We start from the raw sequence: 19,014 nt of genomic DNA on the forward strand, positions 1-19,014 counted from the left end.
TTTTTCTTCTTTGTTCATAGTGTATAGAATACCTCCTGAGTTTTAAGGAGATTGTAGCAGAATAAAAAATGAAAAAACAGATACGGATGATTACTTACTTACCCCCCAATATTGATTTACCACAAGCATAAACTACAAATGTTACACAAATGTCCGAGGTGCCTTCGATTTCGACAAAAAAACAGGCTGAATTGTTACAACGCTCGGACATTTCAAAAATTTCTTTGAGAAATGGCGAAAAAAGCGGGGCAGCACACGCCGCCCCGCCAATCCTAAAAGGTTATTCCATTGCCCGCATTTGTTCTGTTAATGAACGCTTTTTCAAATCCCGTATTTCCCATACAGAAAGAATCAACTGTAAAAGAATCAATATTAGTAGATATCCACCTATCTGCATTGTTGGAAATTGATATGAGAGATTTGGCATACCGAATAGAATACCAACAGCTTTGCTTACAGGAATAGCTATGGGAATACCAACCAAAAGAACGATTCCAAATGAAACAAGTACATATAGCAATCCCTCTGTTATGAGAGAACGATATAATTGTTTTAGGCTTAATCCAACAGAGCGTAATGTACTGATTTCCTGTTTACGCGCTTGATGGTTAGAGAGCGTCATATTGATTAGATTGATTATTCCAAACAGCAAAATTAGTAATGACAGCATTTGCAAACTTCCAAACAATAAGTTCATAGAAGATTCCATGTACTCTACAACATCATTATAGCTGCAAATAGAAAGCCCCTTTTCTTTAGAGGTAATTTTCTGCTGAATGGCTGATTCTATTTCATCATTATAAGTTTTATCAGTTATGATCTCCCATGAGTAAGCAAAATTTTCTGTGTTTGTGAATAGTTGTTGTGCAAGTTCTTGTGTAATTATAAGATTCGCTGGATCAATAGCATCTGTACCGTTTTCGGTTCCGACAAAGCTCTTATCAAAGAAACCGGAAACAATACATTCTATTTCCTCTCCACTATTTGTAATCTTTATAGGCGTCCCTTTTGTAATCCCCAGTTCCATATATCCATCTGTCAATAAAACTTCAAACTGGTTCTTAGGCATTTGTCCATCTATCAAATGTTGTTCAACAAAGCTAAAATTACCTTCTGTACTTTGAACCGAAATTATATCACACATTCCCTCAGTAGCATTTCCATTGATAGAATAATGACACATTCCTACCGAATCTCTAAGTGGTATAATCTTTTGGATTCCTTTAGTATTCAAAAGTTCTTCTTTCAAAGATTCATTTAGCGGATTATTTGTTTCGTTTTTTCCAACTGATTCTTCAGAAAGATATATACGGAAGCTTCCGCCGTTTACAAAAAACTTTTCACGGACAAATTGTTCTGGCGTATTACTAACTGCTGCGGATGCAGATATAAATAAGAGTAATCCTCCAAATATCAAGGAAAGCAATGTACTGGCTGTCTTTTTCTTATCGCGTCCAAGATTTAATAGAGCTAAAGAGTAAGGTGAAATTTTCTTATTATGTTTTCGAGATTGCATCGGAGCATTTCGATAAGCTATATATCGTACTGCCTCAATAGGGGAAGTAGTTGCCGCAATTTTAAGCGGCTTGCGAACAGATAATTTCACCATAAGAGTGCAAATGATGGAAACACCTATCATTACAAAAGGAATATTGATAGGAGAAAATCCGCTGGAAAATTCATTACTTCCCAAAACAGTTCCGACAATCGCACCCAAAACAATACCCGGAGGGATTCCAAGCCATGATAAATATCTACTTTCATAGTTTATCATTTTCTTTATCTGTAATGCAGTTGTACCTAAAGTGCGTAACTGTCCGAAATTTCTTATTTTTTCATTGATAGAAATTCTGAAAATACTTTGGATTACCGTTATACCGGCAAATAATACCAACACGGACAAACTTACAAAAGTTAGTATATTTTCAAATGACAATCCCATATTCTCTCTAAAAAAGAGAAAACTTAAGCTATAATCAGCACCAATTTCTTTTCCAATAGAAGCAATTCTTTCTTTTAGAATTTCTTTTGATGTTGAATCTGCATCAGCAAAACAAACATAACTTTGGTATTTTTCAGGATTATAATTAGGGCTATTTTCTACAAACGATTTTGATATATAGCACGAGTAATTGCCCTGTGATTCAGTCGAGCTTTCCGTAATCCCAGAAATCACAAAATCTTGTGATTTTCCGTTTATTTGAAAAGAAATTTTATCTCCGATTGCAGTATTAGAAAAATATTTGTTCACCATTTCACGGTCAACTGCAATTTCATTTTCTTTAGATGGCATAGTCCCATCTTTTAGTGTAAATTGATTTCGGGCAATATAGCATGCCGCGTCATCCATATATGCCAAATACAATGAATATCCCTCTGGCATTTTTATTTCTCCCAGATTGTAAAGCGACGCTACCGTTTCGATTTCTGGTTGATGACGAAGTTTTTCAATTTTATCCTCTGTCAGATTATCATAGCTGGCTTGAAAAGTGGCCATATTATTTTGAGATTCCTGAAAAGCAAAAAATAATGTTCCACACATTGACATCAAAAACGCTGCCAGTGAAATAGCAATTATTATCATAAAATTCCGGCGCTTCTCGCTTTGCAAACTTTTCTTTGCCAGCTTCTTTGTAATGGCGCTGGTATCATTTTCAAAAGGCCATGTCATAGCTTGCCACCTCCTTACTCCACAATCTTTCCGTCCTCAATGCGGACAATCCGATCTGCAAGGCGGGCTATGTCGTCATTGTGGGTAATCATCACGACAGTTTGCCGAAACTCTGCGCTGGTGCGCTTGATAAGCCCCAGCACCTCGGCGCTGGTCTTGCTGTCAAGGTTGCCGGTCGGCTCGTCGGCCAGCACAATAGCCGGTTTGGTAATCAGGGCGCGGGCAATCGCCACACGCTGCTGCTGGCCGCCGGAAAGATTGTTCGGCATATTTTTCAGTTTATCTTCCAGCCCCAGCAGGTGAACGATCTCGTCCAAAAACTTCTGATCCACCGTGTCCCCGTCCAGCTCCACCGGCAGGACGATGTTCTCATACACATTCAGGATAGGAACAAGGTTATAGTTCTGGAAGATAAAGCCGATGTTGCGGCGGCGGAAGATGGTAAGCTGTTCGTCGTTCATTTTCGACAGTTCTTTGTCCCGGACAATCACATTGCCGGAAGTAGGGGTGTCCAGCCCGCCCATCATGTGAAGCAGGGTGGACTTGCCGCTGCCGGAGGTTCCCACAACGGCCACAAATTCGCCGTCATTTACAGAGAAGTTCACGCCGTCAAGGGCGCGGGTGATATTCGGCTCTGTACCGTAATACTTTTTCAGGTCGATAGTCTGTAAAATTCTCATAAAATTCAATCCTTTCTTTGTTTGTTGTAAATGCGGAACGCTGCTGCGCCGGTGGCCGCCAACTGTACCAGAATCAGCACAGCGAACAGTCCGAAGCTCTCATAGTAGAACAGTTCATCCCAAAACAGGAGAACATCACAGAGGGCAGTCAAGGCAACCGTCCAGCGGATGTGCTGGGCCAGCCTTTGCCAGAACGCCAGCACAAGGACAGCGGGCGGGACGATCAGCAACGTCAGATTCAAAATCAAGGTCGGGGTCAGTTCCATTGCGTCGCCTCCTCACTTTTGTTGATAAGGTCATTGTAAAACCCAAATGTCCGCGAAATGTTACAGTGGCCAGCCGGGAATGGCCGTCCGCCGTATTTCTTGGATATTTCAAACGCTTTATTCGATTTCCCGCAATCTCTCCACAATAGACTTTTTCTGAAGGAGATAAATTGCCGCCTTTGTTATAACCGCTGGCATGATAAGGACGATAACTGCATAGAAAAGTGCAAACCAAATCGGATAGGCCCAATGCAGATAGCTCATTCCTATGCTGTTCAGCCCACGAATCAGCATAAGCCCTAAAAGCCCACCGGCTAACAAGGTGATAATGATGTTCCACACGGCAATCAATCCCGCCTCACATTGTACCATGTGATTAAGCTGCCGCTTTGTCATACCAATAGACTGTAAAACAGACAATTCCTGCTTTCGGGTCATAATATTTGTCACCAGCGTATTGATTAGACTAATCAGGCTGAACATCATAATAAAAATGCTAATGCCAATAATCGAGGTCAAAAGAGTGTTATACATTCCTGCCTTGCTATTGATAGAATCCCTCAAAGTACGCATTTGCAGATTATTCGAGCTGGAAACTATGGAATTTAATTGCTGCGTGATTTCTGCTTCTTTGGAGTCCCATTCTGTCGAAAGAAGTACCTCCGAATTGATATTATATCCCTCCGGCAGCATGGTGCGAATAAGTTCATCCGGCATTAAAAACCAACCAGATACGCCGAGCGCAGTAAAACACTCTGGATTGCTGTATGCTTTTTCGTTTGAAATCTCACCGCCGACAGAAAACACATCTTCACGATATTCTGTGCCGTCAAACCATTCAAATTTTATAGTATCGCCGGGCTGAAATTTCCAACCATAAATTTCTTCTACTGCGTCATTTTTTAAGACAAAGATTTCTTTGTTTTTTACAATGTCTGAATAATTCCTGTCCTTTGTTTCCATGTACTGTGATAGATGTGTAAATTCTTCTTCTGTAAATGGAACTATAAAATCCTTGTCACGGCGGCCATTATATTCAAATGTGCAATATAGTTTTTCAAATGGTATTATCCCGTTTACTCCGCTTACTTGAGAAACCTCCTGCATAAAAGTGTCATTAAGCGGATTGTTGACTTGTACTCCTGCATACCCCAGTTCATTTACTTGTGCTGCATTTTCGGATAAATAAATCCGAATTTCTCCATACTCCATGATTCCGTTTCGGGCGTATGCCTCCTGATTAAATGAGGTTAAAAAGGTAGAGCCAACCATAAAGATTATGCCGCTGATCGCCAGAGAGAAAGAAGTCATCAGAAACTTTTTTCTATTGCGTGAGGTGTTCATTTTTGCCATTGAAAAAGGTGTAATTTTTCTGGACAAGTGCTTCGGTGTCTTGCAGTTCTGTAATGAGCCTTTTGTCCTATATGCCTCAATAGGCGATACCTTGCCTGCAATTTTAGCAGGCTTACTGATGGAATATAAAACAGCGATGTACTCCACCAAAATAATCAGGCCGCCCCAAATGAGAAAGTTCTTCCATGACCATCCCTCGGCATTGAGAATCCCTGCAAAAATTGAGCCGATGGCTAACCCCAATGGTGCGCCTATGCAAAACAGTAAAGTCCCCTCTCGTTTTACGATCCGTTTTATCTGTTTGCCCGTAGTTCCGATTGTTCTCAACTGCCCAAAATACTGAATACGGTTAATGATAGAGATATAGAAAATACTGTATATCACGATCACACCGGCGAACAGCACTACAAGCCCAATACAAAGGGCAATCAGCATATTTTTCGGATTAAAGGTCAAGGACTGGACAAACGCACTGTTTTCTCCGATACTTGGACGGTCAATGTTACAATCAGCTCCGATTGCATGAATGGTATCGAGAAATTCATCTGCTGTCATACTTCTGGCGTCCTGTATCTGTGCGGCAGCTACAAATAAAGTATCTTTCAACTGGCTTCCCCGTTCTGCATACCGTTCAGAGAAATAGACCGGGTACACATCAGAAGTGGAGCCGGTATCTGTAAGACCGGAAAGCACAAAAGATTCTTGCGTCCCGTCATAAAAAGAAAAGGAAACCGTGTCGCCAATTTTTAGATTTTCACCAATCCGATCTAAGTAAGAAACATCAACGGCAACCTCATTTTCAGACATAGGATATTGTCCCTCTGAAATTTCAGCACTTTGGATTTTGCCCTCAGATTGTTCTATATACATCGGCCAGATCACATAATTTTCTATTTCAGAACGCTTGCCGTATTTTGTCACCCTCATTTCTGAAATCCGACTGTCTTGCCGGAGTGTGTCACATTGCTGCTCTGTAATATCATAAAAAAATACCTGCTGCAAATTCTCCAACTGCCGACTATTTGCAGTCTGCATGGAAGCAATATACAGCGCCAACCCAGACATCAACGCAACGGAAAGTGAAATCGTCAGGATAATCAAAATATTTCTCATTTTCCCGGACTTTAAGCTGTTTTTTGCCAGCTTCTTTGTAATGGCGCTGGTATCATTCTCAAAAGGCCATGTCATAGCCTGCCACCTCCTTACTCCACAATCTTGCCGTCCTCAATGCGGACAATCCGATCTGCAAGGCGGGCAATGTCGTTGTTGTGGGTAATCATCACGACAGTTTGCCGGAACTCCGCACTGGTACGCTTGATAAGCCCCAGCACCTCGGCGCTGGTCTTACTGTCAAGGTTGCCGGTCGGCTCGTCGGCCAGCACAATAGCCGGTTTGGTAATCAAGGCGCGGGCGATAGCCACACGCTGCTGCTGGCCGCCGGAAAGATTGTTCGGCATATTTTTCAGTTTATCTTCCAGCCCCAGCAGGTGAACGATCTCGTCCAAAAACTTCTGATCCACCGTGTCCCCGTCCAGCTCCACCGGCAGGACGATGTTCTCATACACATTCAGGATAGGAACAAGGTTATAGTTCTGGAAGATAAAGCCGATGTTGCGGCGGCGGAAGATGGTAAGCTGTTCGTCGTTCATTTTCGACAGTTCTTTGTCCCGGACAATCACATTGCCGGAAGTAGGGGTGTCCAGCCCGCCCATCATGTGAAGCAGGGTGGACTTGCCGCTGCCGGAGGTTCCCACAACGGCCACAAATTCGCCGTCATTTACAGAGAAGTTCACGCCGTCAAGGGCGCGGGTGATATTCGGCTCTGTACCGTAATACTTTTTCAGGTCGATAGTCTGTAAAATTCTCATAAAATTCAATCCTTTCTTTGTTTGTTGTAAATGCGGAACGCTGCTGCGCCGGTGGCCGCCAACTGTACCAGAATCAGCACAGCGAACAGTCCGAAGCTCTCATAGTAGAACAGTTCATCCCAAAACAGGAGAACATCACAGAGGGCAGTCAAGGCAACCGTCCAGCGGATGTGCTGGGCCAGCCTTTGCCAGAACGCCAGCACAAGGGCAACGGGCGGGACGATCAGCAGCGCCAGATTCAAAATCATGGTCGGGGTCAGTTCCATTGCAACGCCTCCTCACTTTTGTTGATAAGGTCATTGTAAAACCCAAATGTCCGCGAAATGTTACAGCGGCCAAAAAATTTCATCGAAAATCGGGGTGAAATGTTACAACGCTCGGACATTTCAAAATTATTATTCAACTACCCTTAATCGAGCTACAATACTTGTTTTTCTAAAATAGCGAAACGAAACATGAGGAACTATAATCGCCACAACGCAAATAACAATTCCCTCTAATATCAACGGGAAAATCGTAGGCTGTATTGTAAACAGCCATAAGTCAGGTTGATTAAAGAAAGTAGGAAGAATTGTATTTGCAACAATAAGAGAGAGAGGTAAACCCATTACACAAATCAGAAATGCGTAAAACAATCCCTCCAATACGGTCAATTTGTTAATTTGTTTTTTCGTCATTCCGATGCTCTCTAATGTAGCAAATTCCCGTTGCCGGTTTATAATGCCCGTTATAATGATGTTGGAAAAATTCACAAGCCCGATACTTCCTAATAGAAACCCAATAAGGCCACCTATGATAAAAATAGTTTGTTTTAATCCATTCATAGTTTGTGCCAATGTTTCAGACGATGCGTATTCAACGGTAGGCAAAGAATTGATGTACTCGGTCGCTGGCAAAAAGTGTTCTTTTTCCACATCAAACACATAACTCATTATGGCTGGATTGTTATACAATTCCACAAACATCTCATTACTCATATAGAAAATAGGACAATCGCCGCCAACATCAGTGTAGCCAACATTCTTACCCGGAGATTCTACCAATGAAAAATCAACCACTGCACGCGCAATTACCGAAACCGTTTTATAAGGCAATCCATCTTTGTAAATGGTAACTTCCTGATTGAGCGGACAAAGAAATTCAGGAGATTCATTTGGGTTGATCGCTGAAATTTCTATAACATAGTTTCCACTTTCCAAATATGAGGTTAGTTGCTGTATATCTGTTTCTCCCTCAATGAAATTCAATTTAGGAAGTATTGATTTTTCTACCCCGTAAATATTGCAAAGAGGTCGATAATCAACACCGAGTTTTACTGGATAAGTTCTGCCATCAACCATACCACTTCGTATAAGGTGATTATCTTCTGTGTATTCGTCTAATACTTCCGTGACCAAACTACCATAATCATAAGTAACACTGACATCATCCAAAGTGTTTTTATAAATTCGACTTCCGTTCAGCACAGGAATATTATTTTCAATATCAGATATGATTTCATTACTAACAGAATCATCTTTAAATCGAAAACCTTGCACATTAGAAAATGTGTTTGGGCTTGCCACAACAAAATCAAATGAGGTAACAGAAGATACATATTTTTTAACATCAACACTATTTCCGATTGCGATTGCACTGTTTAGGAGAATAATGCAGAGTATCATGGATAAGACGATAAATATGGTACGCTTTGAATTTCTTCTTAAATTTCTCCATGCCATTTCTGTTATTCTATTCTTAAACGAAAGACGATTCTTGTTGGCACTATGATAATTGTCTTTTTCATAGTATCTGGTTGCCTCAATGGGCGAAATCGTAGCTGCAATTTTGAATGGTTTCTTTATGCTCACCCAAACAGTAATCGCACTAAATATCCCGGCAACGACAAAAATAATAGGATTAAAACTCAAGTTCACAGAAAGATTGTGATACTCGCCTTTCATAAAATTAAGAATCCACGGAAGCATAAGTATTCCTACTATATATCCTAAAATCAACCCAATAGATATACCAATTATAGACAGCCAAAATGCTTGCTTATAAACAATTCGCTTGATTTGCTTCTCCGTTGTTCCGATTGTTCTTAATAAGCCATATTTCTTTATTTCTTGAACAACAGAAATCTCAAAAATATTGCGAATGAGCAAATAGCCCGTTATTACAAAAATCATAATAAAAAACAGGGCTGCTATTATGGCAATCCAATTTACAGATGTACCAGTGGACGGGCTGGTTCCCCTAATTTGCAAAATAGTTGTCTGTATAGACTGGATCGCTCCAACACATAAAGTCGTTACAGAAGTAAAAAGCATTGATGTTAAAACGATTGCTATTACAGCAACAATATTTCGTAATTTGTTGGCTTTGAAGCTTCTTTGCGCCAGCTTCTTTGTAATGGCGCTGGTGTCATTTTCAAAAGGCCATGTCATAGTTGTATCACCTCCATATTTGATAAGGGTATTGTAAAACCTAAATGTCCGCGAAATGTTACAGCGGCCAAAAAATTTCATTGAAAATCGAGGTGAAATGTTACAACGCTCGGACATTTCAAAAAAATTTACGGCGGGCAGCCGGAAATGGCCGTCCGCCGCGTTCTATTTTGTCGGCAGCATAATGGAAAATTCTGAACCCTTGCCCGGCTCCGAAACCACTTTGATATAGCCGCCTTGCCGCGTTACGATCTCGCGGGCCAGATACAGGCCAATGCCCACGCCCTGCTGTTCGTGTACTTCTTCCTCACGATAGAAGCGCCGGAAGATGGCAGCCTGATTGCTTTCGGAAATGCCCTTGCCGGTGTCGGTCACTTTGATCTCCACATACATTTCCCACAGCACCACTGACACGGCGATTTTCCCGCCTGCCGGGGTGTACTTCACTGCATTGTCCAGCAGGTTAAAGAGGGCTTCGGATGTCCACTTGCTGTCATGGAAAACGGTCAAATCCTCCGGGCAGTCCACGGACACAGCGATTTCCTTTTTCTCCGCTGCATACACAATCCCACTCATGGCCTGCGCCACGGTATCAAAGAGGCGGCCCGGTTTCTTATCCAACTGGATCACGCCCGTTTCCAGCCGTGAGGTTTTCACAAGGGCCTGAAAGAGAAAGTCCAGCTTATCCGTCTGGCTGCGGATTCCCCGGATAAAGTCGGTGCGCTCCGCCTCGGTCATGGGCTTTTCCAGCAGGGTGTCCGTCGCCATTTTCAGATTGCTTACCGGCGTTTTCACCTGATGGGAAATATCCGATACAAGGGTCTGTAACTCCTGCCGTTCCTCGTCCACCCGGCGGCGGTTCTCCTGCATGATCTGGTAAAGCCTTGCCAGCCGGTGTCCGATTCTGGCAAGCTGGGTTTCGCTGTCCTCTGGCCGCTGGGGCGCTTCATTCCCGGCGATCATGTGGTCTAAGGTCTGGCACAGGTCAGCGGTAAACTGCGACAGCCGCTTTCCAAACGCCTGCGTCAGTACAAAAATCCCCACAAGGGCGCACAGCAGCAGCGCCCCGCCTGTCAGCAGCACCGCAATCTGTTTTGTCACAAGAAACAGGGCTATGGTGATCCCGGACATGGAGAGGGCAAGCCCCATTGCCACCCGGCTAAACAGCCGCTTTACCGAGAGATTTTGAAACTTCATTTTGCCTCACCTCCCGTCCATTGATAGCCCATGCCGTAAACGGTCTTGATGTAGGGCGTACCTCCATCAGATTCAATCTTGCTGCGAATCCGGCTGATGGAGGTTGTCAGGGTGTGTTCGTCCACAAACCTTTCGTCTATATCCCACAGCTTTTCCAAAAGCTGCCCACGGGTCAGCACTTGCCGGGGATTTTTACGAAACAGGTTCAGCATTTTGTACTCCATCGGGGATAGGGTCAGGGGCTTGCCGTTTAGGGAAGCCGTCTGCTCCGAGAAGTCCAGAAACAGCCGCCCGTCGTCGTAAATGTCCTTGGCCGGTTTGTGGTGTTCCAGCATGGCAAACATGGCTTTGATTTTCCGCTGCAAGGCCCCGATCACAAAGGGCTTTGTGATGTAGTCCACCGCGCCCACCTCATAGCCCCGTATCTGGTCGCTCTCCTGATCGTTGGCGGTCAGGAATATTACGATGGTGTCCGGGTGCTGGGGCTTTATCAGCTTGCACAGTTCAAAACCGTTCCCGTCCGGCAGGTTGATGTCCAGCAGCACTAAATCAAATTCCCGCTGGCGGATGGCTTCGGCTGCGGTTCTGGCGTTTAGGGCAGAAGTCACGCCGTAGCCGTCTGCGGTCAGGTTATAGTCTAACATCTTATTCAAAAAACTGTCGTCCTCGACAATTAAAATCTGCTTCATATTCTCACTTCCTTTGCTTTTTGCAGATAGTATAACAGGCAAATGTCCGCGAAATGTTACAACGGACAAAAAATTTTATTTTTTTGCATTTCTCTGTTATAGCAGTTCAAAATAATAACTCTATTATAGGCAGTTATCAAAGGTTTATCAATGCGGCAACTGTAAACAGATCCTCTGCCAAAGACTCTTAAAACTACTGGCAAGCAATGCAATCTTACGTAAGATTGCGTATTTAGCAGAAATCCCGTTCCCGGAATTCCTGCTAAATGCTTGTTGGTGACATATCCCCAAACCCCTGAGATCATTGCCGGTGGCAATGGCTGCGCGTTCCGTTGTAACGCTGAAAACGAAAAGCAGACAACCTTATTGACGAGATTTTTCTGTGCTGCGCTGCGGTTGTGGCGGGGAAGAAATCTCCAATAGATATTCCACATTAGCCCGAACATTATGAAGTTCTTTCATATCATTTTTGGCCTGCTTATAGGCAGAATAGGCTTTCCGTTTTTGTTCCAGAACATCGGTGTATTCCTCCCGGAGAGATTTGACAGAGGGGAGCTTTTTGATTCCCAGCTCGTCAAAATGATTCTTTGCCGCCTGGTGCAGCAGAATTTCAGACTCATGTGCTGTTCGGTATTTTTTGCTATACCCAGCTTTGCGATATTCTACATAGACAGCCCGCGTTTTCACATAGTTTACGATCTGCTTTTGCAGCTCGGCATTGGCGTTCATTTTTGACTCCAGATCTTTGATCTGAACGGATAAGGTATTGAAATTAGTGGTAGCGGCGTTGGCTTTTTCCAGAAGATCCTCATAACCCATATCGCCATGTTCTTTTAAGTAGAGCACTGCCTGGGAAAGCTGTTTTAAGTTGAACACTTTTGCCCAACGCTCATAACCGGGACCTTTGCCGGAACGGATTGCAGCCTCTATATCTACCAGCAATCCAACTTTGGAAACCGGTTTTTTTGAAAAAGTATGGCGAGATTTTACTGTCCGTGTACCGGCAATCCGTTCTTTGATGGCCTGTTCTGTATAATCGCCTTTGAGCGTATCGCATCGGGTATAGTTTTCTTGTCCCGGAACTCGGAACCGAAGATGTTTTCTTTCACGGTTAACTTCAATCCCGGCAGCCTCCAGCTTCTTTAGAAGTTCCTCAAAATCTTTTGGCTTTTCCTCTAATGCAGCATCAATAGCAATGCGTATCTGTTCCTGAAAGGATGGCTGCTTTTTATTTCCCAGCCATGTGCCATAATGCTCCCGGCTGGGTTTCGGATTTTCTACAATCGAAAGTCCATGCTCCAAACACAGCTTGTCATTCATTCGCCGGATTGCCCAGGTAGAGCCCCAGAAGTTGCGAAATTTTTTCTGACAGTCCAGTGTAGTAGAGTTGATAATGATGTGATTATGGACATGGTGCTTATCTACATGGGTGCAGACGACAAAGGCATGGTTTCCTTTTGTGAGCTTCAGTGCCAGCTCCCTGCCGATCTGATTGGCTTCTTCCGGCGTAACTTCGCCGGGCTTAAATGCCTGACGGAGATGGTAGGCGATCACATCATCCACACCCTGATTTCTGCCGGTCAGATTTGCATACTGTCGTTTGGACAGAAGGAACTCTGCATCAGCAAGCCGGGTATCACACTCATAGCCATAAATGAATTTTCCAAAATCGGTTTTCTGCGGATTTTCTACATAATCAATAATATCTGCAATCGCAGTAGAGATATTCCGACCTTTTCCTACATGCAGAGACATCAGTCTTGTGGTCGCTATTTTCGTCACCTCCTTAACTTAATTTCAATCAGAGAAGTTATAATTGCAGAAAAAGAGCGGGGCTGCCTATGCGCCCCGCCAAATCTGCTTAACCAAATATAAAATCCCTTAAGGCACTGTTTGCCCCGCCAATGATCCCTACCAGCCATGCAGCCGCCAGAGGCAGACCGTATGGACTAATAAGAAAGGCGATCATAAGCCATGCAAGACCCGGCAAAAATCCTGCGACAAAGAACAGCACCAATGCCGCCAGAAAGATGATCCCGGAAAGAATCCCAAGTACCGCACCGGAAAGAACCACTAAAAATTTACATACCAGATAAAGAATCCCCGTAACCAGCATAAAGGGAAGTGCCAGTAATTTACCTATCAAACGCATACGCTTTGCCTCCTTTCAGAAGGGCATCTGCCCTTATAAAAATTTTACCGTGACGGCAAAAAGAAAGCAACGGCTTTCCGGCTGTTTATGAAATGTTTGCAAATCCCCGGATCAGTTTATCCATGCCATCCCAAAGGCTGTCCAGACGGGTGCGGATGTCCTCTATATCTGCGGCATAAATACTGCCGGTCTCATTGGCTCGTCTGGTATATTGGTTTAAGTTATTGGAACAAATGCGGAGAAGCCGGATCATTTCTTGAATGTCTCCCATATCAAGGTGAATGATGTAACCGTCTACGGCCATCTTTCGCAGATATGCCGACAGGTTGGTAATGCCAAGTTCCGCCATGCGTTCTTTTACCAGTTCGGCCTCCGCTTCGGACATGACAAATTCGACGCGGACAGATTTTTTGTTATGCCTGCCCTTCATCGTTCCAACCCTCTTTTATGAGATGAGACCTCCTGTGTTGAAACCACCGTCTTTGCTCTTTTGAGTTTTTCCCGCAGGGTGGTCTTTTCCAGCTTATCAAGATATTCCTCTAGATTTCCGGCTGTCGCATGATAGCTGCGTTTGAAGCGTTCCCGTTTTAGGATCATCATCAGCTCCGGCTCATTTTCTGGCAGATACGTCATTGTTTTAGGTGCTCCATGCTCTGGCATAAGCCGGTTCATAAGCTGTCTCCGTTCCTGATAGGGAATCGTGATAACATTTCCATCCTCAAATGCAACGGCTACATTTCCGATTGGACAGGTCAGTTTTTTCATCCGTTCCACATGTTCTCTGTAATTTAGCGGATAGAGATCGCCAAATATTTTTCCGTCCCTGACTTCTTTCAAAGAGATAGCATAAGCCAAAACGGGATCATTTGTCTGTTCCTGGTAAAACCGCCACACTTTGTTTTCATGGCTGCCCTCCAGATAAACTTCCCGTTCACGCAGGGTATAGGTTCCGCAGGGGCGTGACATCCAAAGAAGCTGTTTATCCTCTGAACGGTCTGACACAGCCAGTTTTGAGATCAGTTCTTTATCCAGGTCAAAGTCCTCTTTATAATGTTGGGTATGAAGATCTACGATACGGGAAAGAGCACCCAGAAGCTCTACATCCTCAAATCTTACCCCAGCCATCAGCGTTCCCTTTCCGGTACAGGAGGGATCATCTGCCTTGCTTCATGCTCCGGTTTATCTGCTTTCAGACGGTCCATCAAAGACGGCTTTGCTTCCGGCACCAGCTCCCGGATTTCTTCATCTGTCTGTCCATCTGTTAGATCCGGACGCACAGGAGGTTCGTTGTTCAGCCTGCCATCCAGCATATTGTAGTTGCCGGTCTGGCCTTCCTCATAAAGTTCCGCATTGCGCAGATAACTCTCCGGCGCCTGAAATGGCTGTCCGGCAAACAGAATTTCTCTTTGGGTGGTAAACTGTGCAAGGACGCCATTTTGCAGTCTCGCAAATTCTTCATACTGGCGCAGGGTAAGCCCTCGTTCCAGCATTTCCGCCTGGGTATGCGCCCAGCCTTCTCCATAAAGAAAATAATACATGTCTGGCTGATCACAGACAAAGCACAGGGAGCCGTCCTGATTGTCATAGTAAGATGGCTGCATATCCTGATAATGGCAGCGTTCCTCACGCCCCAAATATACACGGTTGTCCGCACCCAGCATAGCGACCATGCCTGCGTAATTACTATGAACCGCAGAGCGGATTTCTACCAGCGGATCTGTTGGAGAAGGAATCTGTCTGCCCGGAATCTCGTTTTGTTTTTCCGCTGCATCATTTCTTGGTGTCACTTCTTCATGGCTGAGTGCATCCAGCTCCGGTTGAGATGTTCCTTTCCGAACAGCACCGGGTTCCGGTTCTTTTTCTTTCACATAGTATCGGACATTTGCTGTCGTATGCTCGTTGGCTTCCTTTGCATAGTTTTCAGCATCGGCTTTGCTATCAAATTCCAACGGTTTTCCATTTTCCTTGCACCAGCTTTGTGCCGGTCCGAAAATAGAAGTGCTGCTTCGTACCGCCCATACACCATAGGTCAGTTTCTTTTCCATTTCGCATCCCTCCTTATCGTTCCTGTTGTTTGGAAGTTTGTTGCTTTTTTACCGGGTCTGCCGGTTTTGTTGCTTTTAGCTGCTGACGGAGAGAATTCTTATGCTCCGGTTCGGAATCTGTGATGTTGACATATTCACCAATGATACAGAGCGCTTCTCCATAACTGCCGGAAGCAAATACCCGGTCAGACATTTCTTTTGCCTGTTCTTTCAGACCATGCTCCCGCAAAGTACGGGAAGCAATACCCAGCAGATTAAAAATGTTCCCATCTGCTCCGATCAGTGGACAATCCGGTTTATCTGCCAACGCTTCCGGTGTTTCTATAAATCCGCCTAAATAATTCGGCACAAAGTCCGACAGCCATGTGCCGCCATAGACTTCATGGGTCTGTAAACGCCACAGGGCAAGTTTTCCTATATCCAGTTTCATATCATCAAACGGGTAAAGCAGACAGGTCAGTTCGCCGTGCTGAAAAGCAGCCACATTCTCAAACTGACAGCCATCTTTCAATATGCCTGCATGTGTCAGCATTTCATTGATCCCGTCCACCCACTCTGTCAGATCCCCGCCACAGCCCTGTAAAATCAGTCCTTCCTTATCTGACATACGGCGAAGGTCCTCTGCAGTAATCGTGTTGATATTCAAAAAATCGCCTCCTATCGTTTTTGTTAAAATATATGTTTCGTCCGCAACTTAACCTCATTTCAAAGCACCGGAGTATTCTTATACAGCTCCCTTAAAAACAGGTGCCAAAAGCCCTTGAAAATCAAGGACTTTTAAGGCTAAGTTGCGTACATATCATGGTTGGTTTTGCCGCTTCCTGCGTTTGCGTTCCCGCTCGGATTTCCGTCTTGCATAGATCCGGCAGGCATCAGAACAATATGCCTGGCTGGTCGTAGGAAGATATGCTTTTCCGCACACAGGGCATATTTTCTGTCTCATGGAGGTGTCCTCGCCGGTAATGGCTGATTCCAATGCTGCATCCACCGGCAGCACCGCTTTTTCAAAGTACCTGCAATAAGCGCCGGTCCACCATTTATTCAGCATGTAGCAAGGGCTGTCCAGGGGAAGGCATATCTTATCCTGAGAGTCATAGTTGGCACAAAGCTCTGTAACCAGCTTTCTGATTGCAGCCCGCTCCGAGCGTTTTAATTCCCTCTCTGCCATAATGCCTACCTTTCCGGGTCACTGCTTTGCCTGCCGCCGGAAATTCCGGTTGCATCAGTAGCATTCCTGGGCTGTGAAAGGGCATCGGCGATAGAGTTCCGCTTTTTCTGTTTCGGTTCATGGTAAATAAAAAGTTCGTTTTTTCCCGGCACATACAATAAGCCATTTTCTTCGCAGCGGAAAACATCACATTCTTTGTCGGTTGCGACGGTATAAAAGCCTTTGTAATCATAAGGTGCTTTTTGCCGATCCTGATAGGTACACAGCCCTAAGTTGGGGTCACTTGCCAGCCGTTTCGATATGGCGAAAAAGTCGCCTTCTTTTTTGTGAAATTTTCGTATGGGCGTGAAGTGATAACCGCCATATTCAAAGGTTTTTCGATCACTCATTTACGCCTGCCTTTCTTTATGGGAAATTCCAGCTTGAAATTCACATATTTACCGCCGGTATCATCCAGGATCACTTCCGCATCATAGGTCTTTCCTGTTTTTTCACTGTAAAGCCCGGACATAGAAATACGGCCCTCTTTCAAAAGAGCCGCTGCCACAGACTTTGTGATAGATTTTTTCTTGCTGGAAAAGAAACGGTTATCTTTCCAAAGAGCAAAAGAACATTCCCTGTTGTCGCAGAAAAAACCTTTCTTTCCTTCAAATACCGGGGCACCGCAGCGGGGACATACCCCCACGGCTTCATGTGCAGTTCCTTTGGAAGAAGGAAACAGATCCGCAAAACGTTCCTCCGGGGTAGTATGTTCTTTTACCAGCGTCCGGCTCATATCTGCAATCTGATCCATAAAAGATGTTGCCGACAGTTCGCCATGTTCCACTTGTTTCAGCATAGATTCCCATTCTGCAGTTAAGATGGGAGACTTGATGTTGTCCGGCAGGACTGCAATCAGGTTCCTTCCTTTTTCCGTAGGAATGAGCTGCTTTTTCTTTCTCTGTACAAATCCGGCAGAAACCAGCTTTTCCAGTGTTGCCGCACGGGTAGCCGGAGTACCCAATCCTTTACGCTCGGCATCTTCCGGCATATCTTCCGCACCGGCCGTCTCCATAGCGGACAGCAGCGTGTCCTCCGTATAGTGTTTCGGCGGTGAAGTTTTCCCTTCACGGAAACTTGCTGACACAATTTCAAAAGTCTGCCCTTCCTTCAGCACAGGGAGAGCGGCATCTTCATTTTCTCTGTGTTCCGTTTCATTCTGCCTGATACTCATACGGTGAATCCGTTCCACCTCTTTCCAGCCGGACTGTAAGATGGTCTTTCCTTTTGCCGTAAAAGTATATCCCTGGCAGTCTAACATAGCGGTGACCGCTTCAAACCGGTTTGCCTGCGTTGTGGCACAAAGCAGTCTGACGGCAAGCAGGGTAAGCACATCCCGCTCCCCGGAAGGAAGCTCTGACAGGTCTGTCCGTGCAATCTCCACAGTTGGAATGATGGCATGGTGGTCGGTCACTTTGCTGTCGTCTGTTACCCGGTCAATGTCCGGTTCTCCGGCGCAGCCTTTTCCAAAGGGCATATTGTCACGCAGCCACAGGATCAGGGAAGCGGCGGTTGCCTGCATGTCCTTCGTCAAATACTGGCTGTCCGTTCTCGGATAGGTTGCCAGCTTCTTTTCATAGAGAGATTGCACATAATCAAGAGTCTGTTGAGCCGTATAGCCATAAATACGGTTACATTCCCTTTGCAGAGTTGTAAGGTCATAAAGGCGGGGAGGCTGTATGGTTTTTACCTGCTTTTCCACAGAACGCACAAAAGCGGAGTTGTGGTCACAGTCCATACGGATTTTTTCAGTCTCGGATCGTTCCGTCATTTTTTCGCCGGAAGCAGTAAAACCTCCGCAGGTGATTTCCGGCACATAAAAAGGCTTACTGATGAAGGATTCAATATCCGACTCACGCTGTACCAAAAGTGCCAGCGTCGGTGACATAACACGGCCGACATTTAGTGTGACACCATACAGGACAGAAAAAAGCCGGGTGGCATTGATCCCGATCAGCCAGTCGGCTCCTGCCCGGCATACTGCCGCATCATAGAGCTTATCGTAATCACTGCCGGGACGGAGATGGTCAAAGCCCTCACGGATCGCCGCATCCTCCATACTGGAAATCCAAAGGCGTTCCATAGGCTTATTACATCCGGCATATCCATAGACCAGACGGAAGATCAGTTCTCCTTCACGCCCGGCATCCGTAGCGCATACCACGGAATCAACCCGTTTGTCCTTCATCAGCCGGCACAAAAGAGCAAGCTGCGTTTTCTTATCCTTTGGAACTTCATATTTCCAGTTTTCCGGTAGGATCGGAAGGTCCTCATACCGCCATTTGGCATACTGTTCTTTGTAAGCCTCCGGCTGTGCCAGTTCCAAAAGATGTCCCACACACCAGCTCACCAGATAGCCGGAACCTTCGAGATAACCATCTTTTCTTTCCGTTGCGCCTAATACTGCTGCCAATGACATAGCAACAGAGGGCTTTTCTGCAATCACAAGTTTCAATT

General features: G+C 44.8%; 18 protein-coding genes. All 18 read right to left on the bottom strand.

Going from position 1 to position 19,014, the window contains the following annotated elements; translation table 11 throughout:
• Positions 1-280: 280 nt before the first annotated feature.
• On the bottom strand, positions 281-2,671 hold the full coding sequence (locus NSA57_RS14110; protein WP_257465172.1) for an ABC transporter permease: 2,391 nt from the start codon (positions 2,669-2,671) through the stop codon (positions 281-283).
• A gap of 14 nt (positions 2,672-2,685) precedes the next feature.
• Positions 2,686-3,351 (bottom strand): ABC transporter ATP-binding protein, encoded by a 666-nt coding sequence (locus NSA57_RS14115; protein ID WP_009296631.1) that lies wholly within the window; start codon positions 3,349-3,351, stop codon positions 2,686-2,688.
• Between the two features lie 5 nt (positions 3,352-3,356).
• Positions 3,357-3,617 carry a hypothetical protein gene (locus NSA57_RS14120; protein ID WP_257465173.1) on the bottom strand — a complete coding sequence of 87 codons (261 nt, stop codon included), beginning with the start codon at positions 3,615-3,617 and terminating at the stop codon, positions 3,357-3,359.
• Between the two features lie 117 nt (positions 3,618-3,734).
• Positions 3,735-6,158 carry an ABC transporter permease gene (locus NSA57_RS14125; RefSeq protein ID WP_257465174.1) on the bottom strand — a complete coding sequence of 808 codons (2,424 nt, stop codon included), beginning with the start codon at positions 6,156-6,158 and terminating at the stop codon, positions 3,735-3,737.
• Positions 6,159-6,172: 14 nt separating this feature from the next.
• Positions 6,173-6,838, bottom strand: a complete 666-nt coding sequence (locus tag NSA57_RS14130; protein ID WP_005927557.1) for an ABC transporter ATP-binding protein — start codon at positions 6,836-6,838, stop codon at positions 6,173-6,175.
• Positions 6,839-6,843: 5 nt separating this feature from the next.
• Positions 6,844-7,104 carry a hypothetical protein gene (locus tag NSA57_RS14135; RefSeq protein WP_005927561.1) on the bottom strand — a complete coding sequence of 87 codons (261 nt, stop codon included), beginning with the start codon at positions 7,102-7,104 and terminating at the stop codon, positions 6,844-6,846.
• A 129-nt stretch (positions 7,105-7,233) separates the two neighbouring features.
• On the bottom strand, positions 7,234-9,267 hold the full coding sequence (locus tag NSA57_RS14140; RefSeq protein WP_055201191.1) for an ABC transporter permease: 2,034 nt from the start codon (positions 9,265-9,267) through the stop codon (positions 7,234-7,236).
• Between the two features lie 165 nt (positions 9,268-9,432).
• Complete coding sequence (locus NSA57_RS14145) at positions 9,433-10,464, bottom strand: sensor histidine kinase (RefSeq protein WP_009296633.1); 1,032 nt, start codon at positions 10,462-10,464, stop codon at positions 9,433-9,435.
• Entirely contained in the window at positions 10,461-11,153 is a 693-nt protein-coding gene (locus tag NSA57_RS14150; RefSeq protein ID WP_257465175.1) for a response regulator transcription factor, read from the bottom strand. The genes NSA57_RS14145 and NSA57_RS14150 overlap by 4 nt, the downstream gene beginning before the upstream one ends.
• A gap of 363 nt (positions 11,154-11,516) precedes the next feature.
• Positions 11,517-12,926, bottom strand: a complete 1,410-nt coding sequence (locus NSA57_RS14155) for a relaxase/mobilization nuclease domain-containing protein (protein WP_257465203.1) — start codon at positions 12,924-12,926, stop codon at positions 11,517-11,519.
• 88 nt (positions 12,927-13,014) lie between these two features.
• The gene (locus NSA57_RS14160) at positions 13,015-13,305 is read right to left on the bottom strand and encodes a CD1845 family protein (protein ID WP_108980166.1); all 291 of its coding nucleotides are present in this window, start codon (positions 13,303-13,305) and stop codon (positions 13,015-13,017) included.
• Positions 13,306-13,390: 85 nt separating this feature from the next.
• Positions 13,391-13,735: a plasmid mobilization protein gene (locus NSA57_RS14165; RefSeq protein WP_117552652.1), complete on the bottom strand. Its 345-nt coding sequence runs from the start codon at positions 13,733-13,735 to the stop codon at positions 13,391-13,393.
• Positions 13,732-14,430, bottom strand: a complete 699-nt coding sequence (locus NSA57_RS14170) for a hypothetical protein (RefSeq protein ID WP_257465176.1) — start codon at positions 14,428-14,430, stop codon at positions 13,732-13,734. Before NSA57_RS14170 ends, NSA57_RS14165 begins: the two co-directional genes overlap by 4 nt.
• On the bottom strand, positions 14,430-15,350 hold the full coding sequence (locus NSA57_RS14175; RefSeq protein ID WP_257465177.1) for a DUF4316 domain-containing protein: 921 nt from the start codon (positions 15,348-15,350) through the stop codon (positions 14,430-14,432). Before NSA57_RS14175 ends, NSA57_RS14170 begins: the two co-directional genes overlap by 1 nt.
• 13 nt (positions 15,351-15,363) lie before the next feature.
• Complete coding sequence (locus tag NSA57_RS14180) at positions 15,364-15,957, bottom strand: hypothetical protein (RefSeq protein WP_435521502.1); 594 nt, start codon at positions 15,955-15,957, stop codon at positions 15,364-15,366.
• Positions 15,958-16,149: 192 nt separating this feature from the next.
• Positions 16,150-16,518 (bottom strand): cysteine-rich VLP protein, encoded by a 369-nt coding sequence (locus tag NSA57_RS14185; RefSeq protein WP_257465179.1) that lies wholly within the window; start codon positions 16,516-16,518, stop codon positions 16,150-16,152.
• A 5-nt stretch (positions 16,519-16,523) separates the two neighbouring features.
• Positions 16,524-16,907, bottom strand: coding sequence for a hypothetical protein (locus NSA57_RS14190; protein ID WP_257465180.1), 384 nt, complete (start codon positions 16,905-16,907; stop codon positions 16,524-16,526).
• The gene (locus NSA57_RS14195) at positions 16,904-19,012 is read right to left on the bottom strand and encodes a DNA topoisomerase 3 (protein WP_257465181.1); all 2,109 of its coding nucleotides are present in this window, start codon (positions 19,010-19,012) and stop codon (positions 16,904-16,906) included. Before NSA57_RS14195 ends, NSA57_RS14190 begins: the two co-directional genes overlap by 4 nt.
• Positions 19,013-19,014: the final 2 nt, after the last annotated feature.

The organism is Blautia caecimuris (assembly GCF_024622975.1).
In the GTDB taxonomy this organism is placed as follows: Bacteria; Bacillota; Clostridia; order Lachnospirales; family Lachnospiraceae; genus Blautia_A; species Blautia_A caecimuris.

Coding starts and splice junctions, on each gene's coding strand:
- NSA57_RS14145 (WP_009296633.1), bottom strand. CDS start 10,464: ATGAAGTTTCAAAATCTCTCGGTAAAGCGGCTGTTTAGCCGGGTGGCA.
- NSA57_RS14165 (WP_117552652.1), bottom strand. CDS start 13,735: ATGAAGGGCAGGCATAACAAAAAATCTGTCCGCGTCGAATTTGTCATG.
- NSA57_RS14180 (WP_435521502.1), bottom strand. CDS start 15,957: ATGTCAGATAAGGAAGGACTGATTTTACAGGGCTGTGGCGGGGATCTG.
- NSA57_RS14185 (WP_257465179.1), bottom strand. CDS start 16,518: ATGGCAGAGAGGGAATTAAAACGCTCGGAGCGGGCTGCAATCAGAAAG.
- NSA57_RS14150 (WP_257465175.1), bottom strand. CDS start 11,153: ATGAAGCAGATTTTAATTGTCGAGGACGACAGTTTTTTGAATAAGATG.
- NSA57_RS14125 (WP_257465174.1), bottom strand. CDS start 6,158: ATGACATGGCCTTTTGAGAATGATACCAGCGCCATTACAAAGAAGCTG.
- NSA57_RS14130 (WP_005927557.1), bottom strand. CDS start 6,838: ATGAGAATTTTACAGACTATCGACCTGAAAAAGTATTACGGTACAGAG.
- NSA57_RS14160 (WP_108980166.1), bottom strand. CDS start 13,305: ATGCGTTTGATAGGTAAATTACTGGCACTTCCCTTTATGCTGGTTACG.
- NSA57_RS14120 (WP_257465173.1), bottom strand. CDS start 3,617: ATGGAACTGACCCCGACCTTGATTTTGAATCTGACGTTGCTGATCGTC.
- NSA57_RS14175 (WP_257465177.1), bottom strand. CDS start 15,350: ATGGAAAAGAAACTGACCTATGGTGTATGGGCGGTACGAAGCAGCACT.
- NSA57_RS14115 (WP_009296631.1), bottom strand. CDS start 3,351: ATGAGAATTTTACAGACTATCGACCTGAAAAAGTATTACGGTACAGAG.
- NSA57_RS14140 (WP_055201191.1), bottom strand. CDS start 9,267: ATGACATGGCCTTTTGAAAATGACACCAGCGCCATTACAAAGAAGCTG.
- NSA57_RS14110 (WP_257465172.1), bottom strand. CDS start 2,671: ATGACATGGCCTTTTGAAAATGATACCAGCGCCATTACAAAGAAGCTG.
- NSA57_RS14190 (WP_257465180.1), bottom strand. CDS start 16,907: ATGAGTGATCGAAAAACCTTTGAATATGGCGGTTATCACTTCACGCCC.
- NSA57_RS14135 (WP_005927561.1), bottom strand. CDS start 7,104: ATGGAACTGACCCCGACCATGATTTTGAATCTGGCGCTGCTGATCGTC.
- NSA57_RS14170 (WP_257465176.1), bottom strand. CDS start 14,430: ATGGCTGGGGTAAGATTTGAGGATGTAGAGCTTCTGGGTGCTCTTTCC.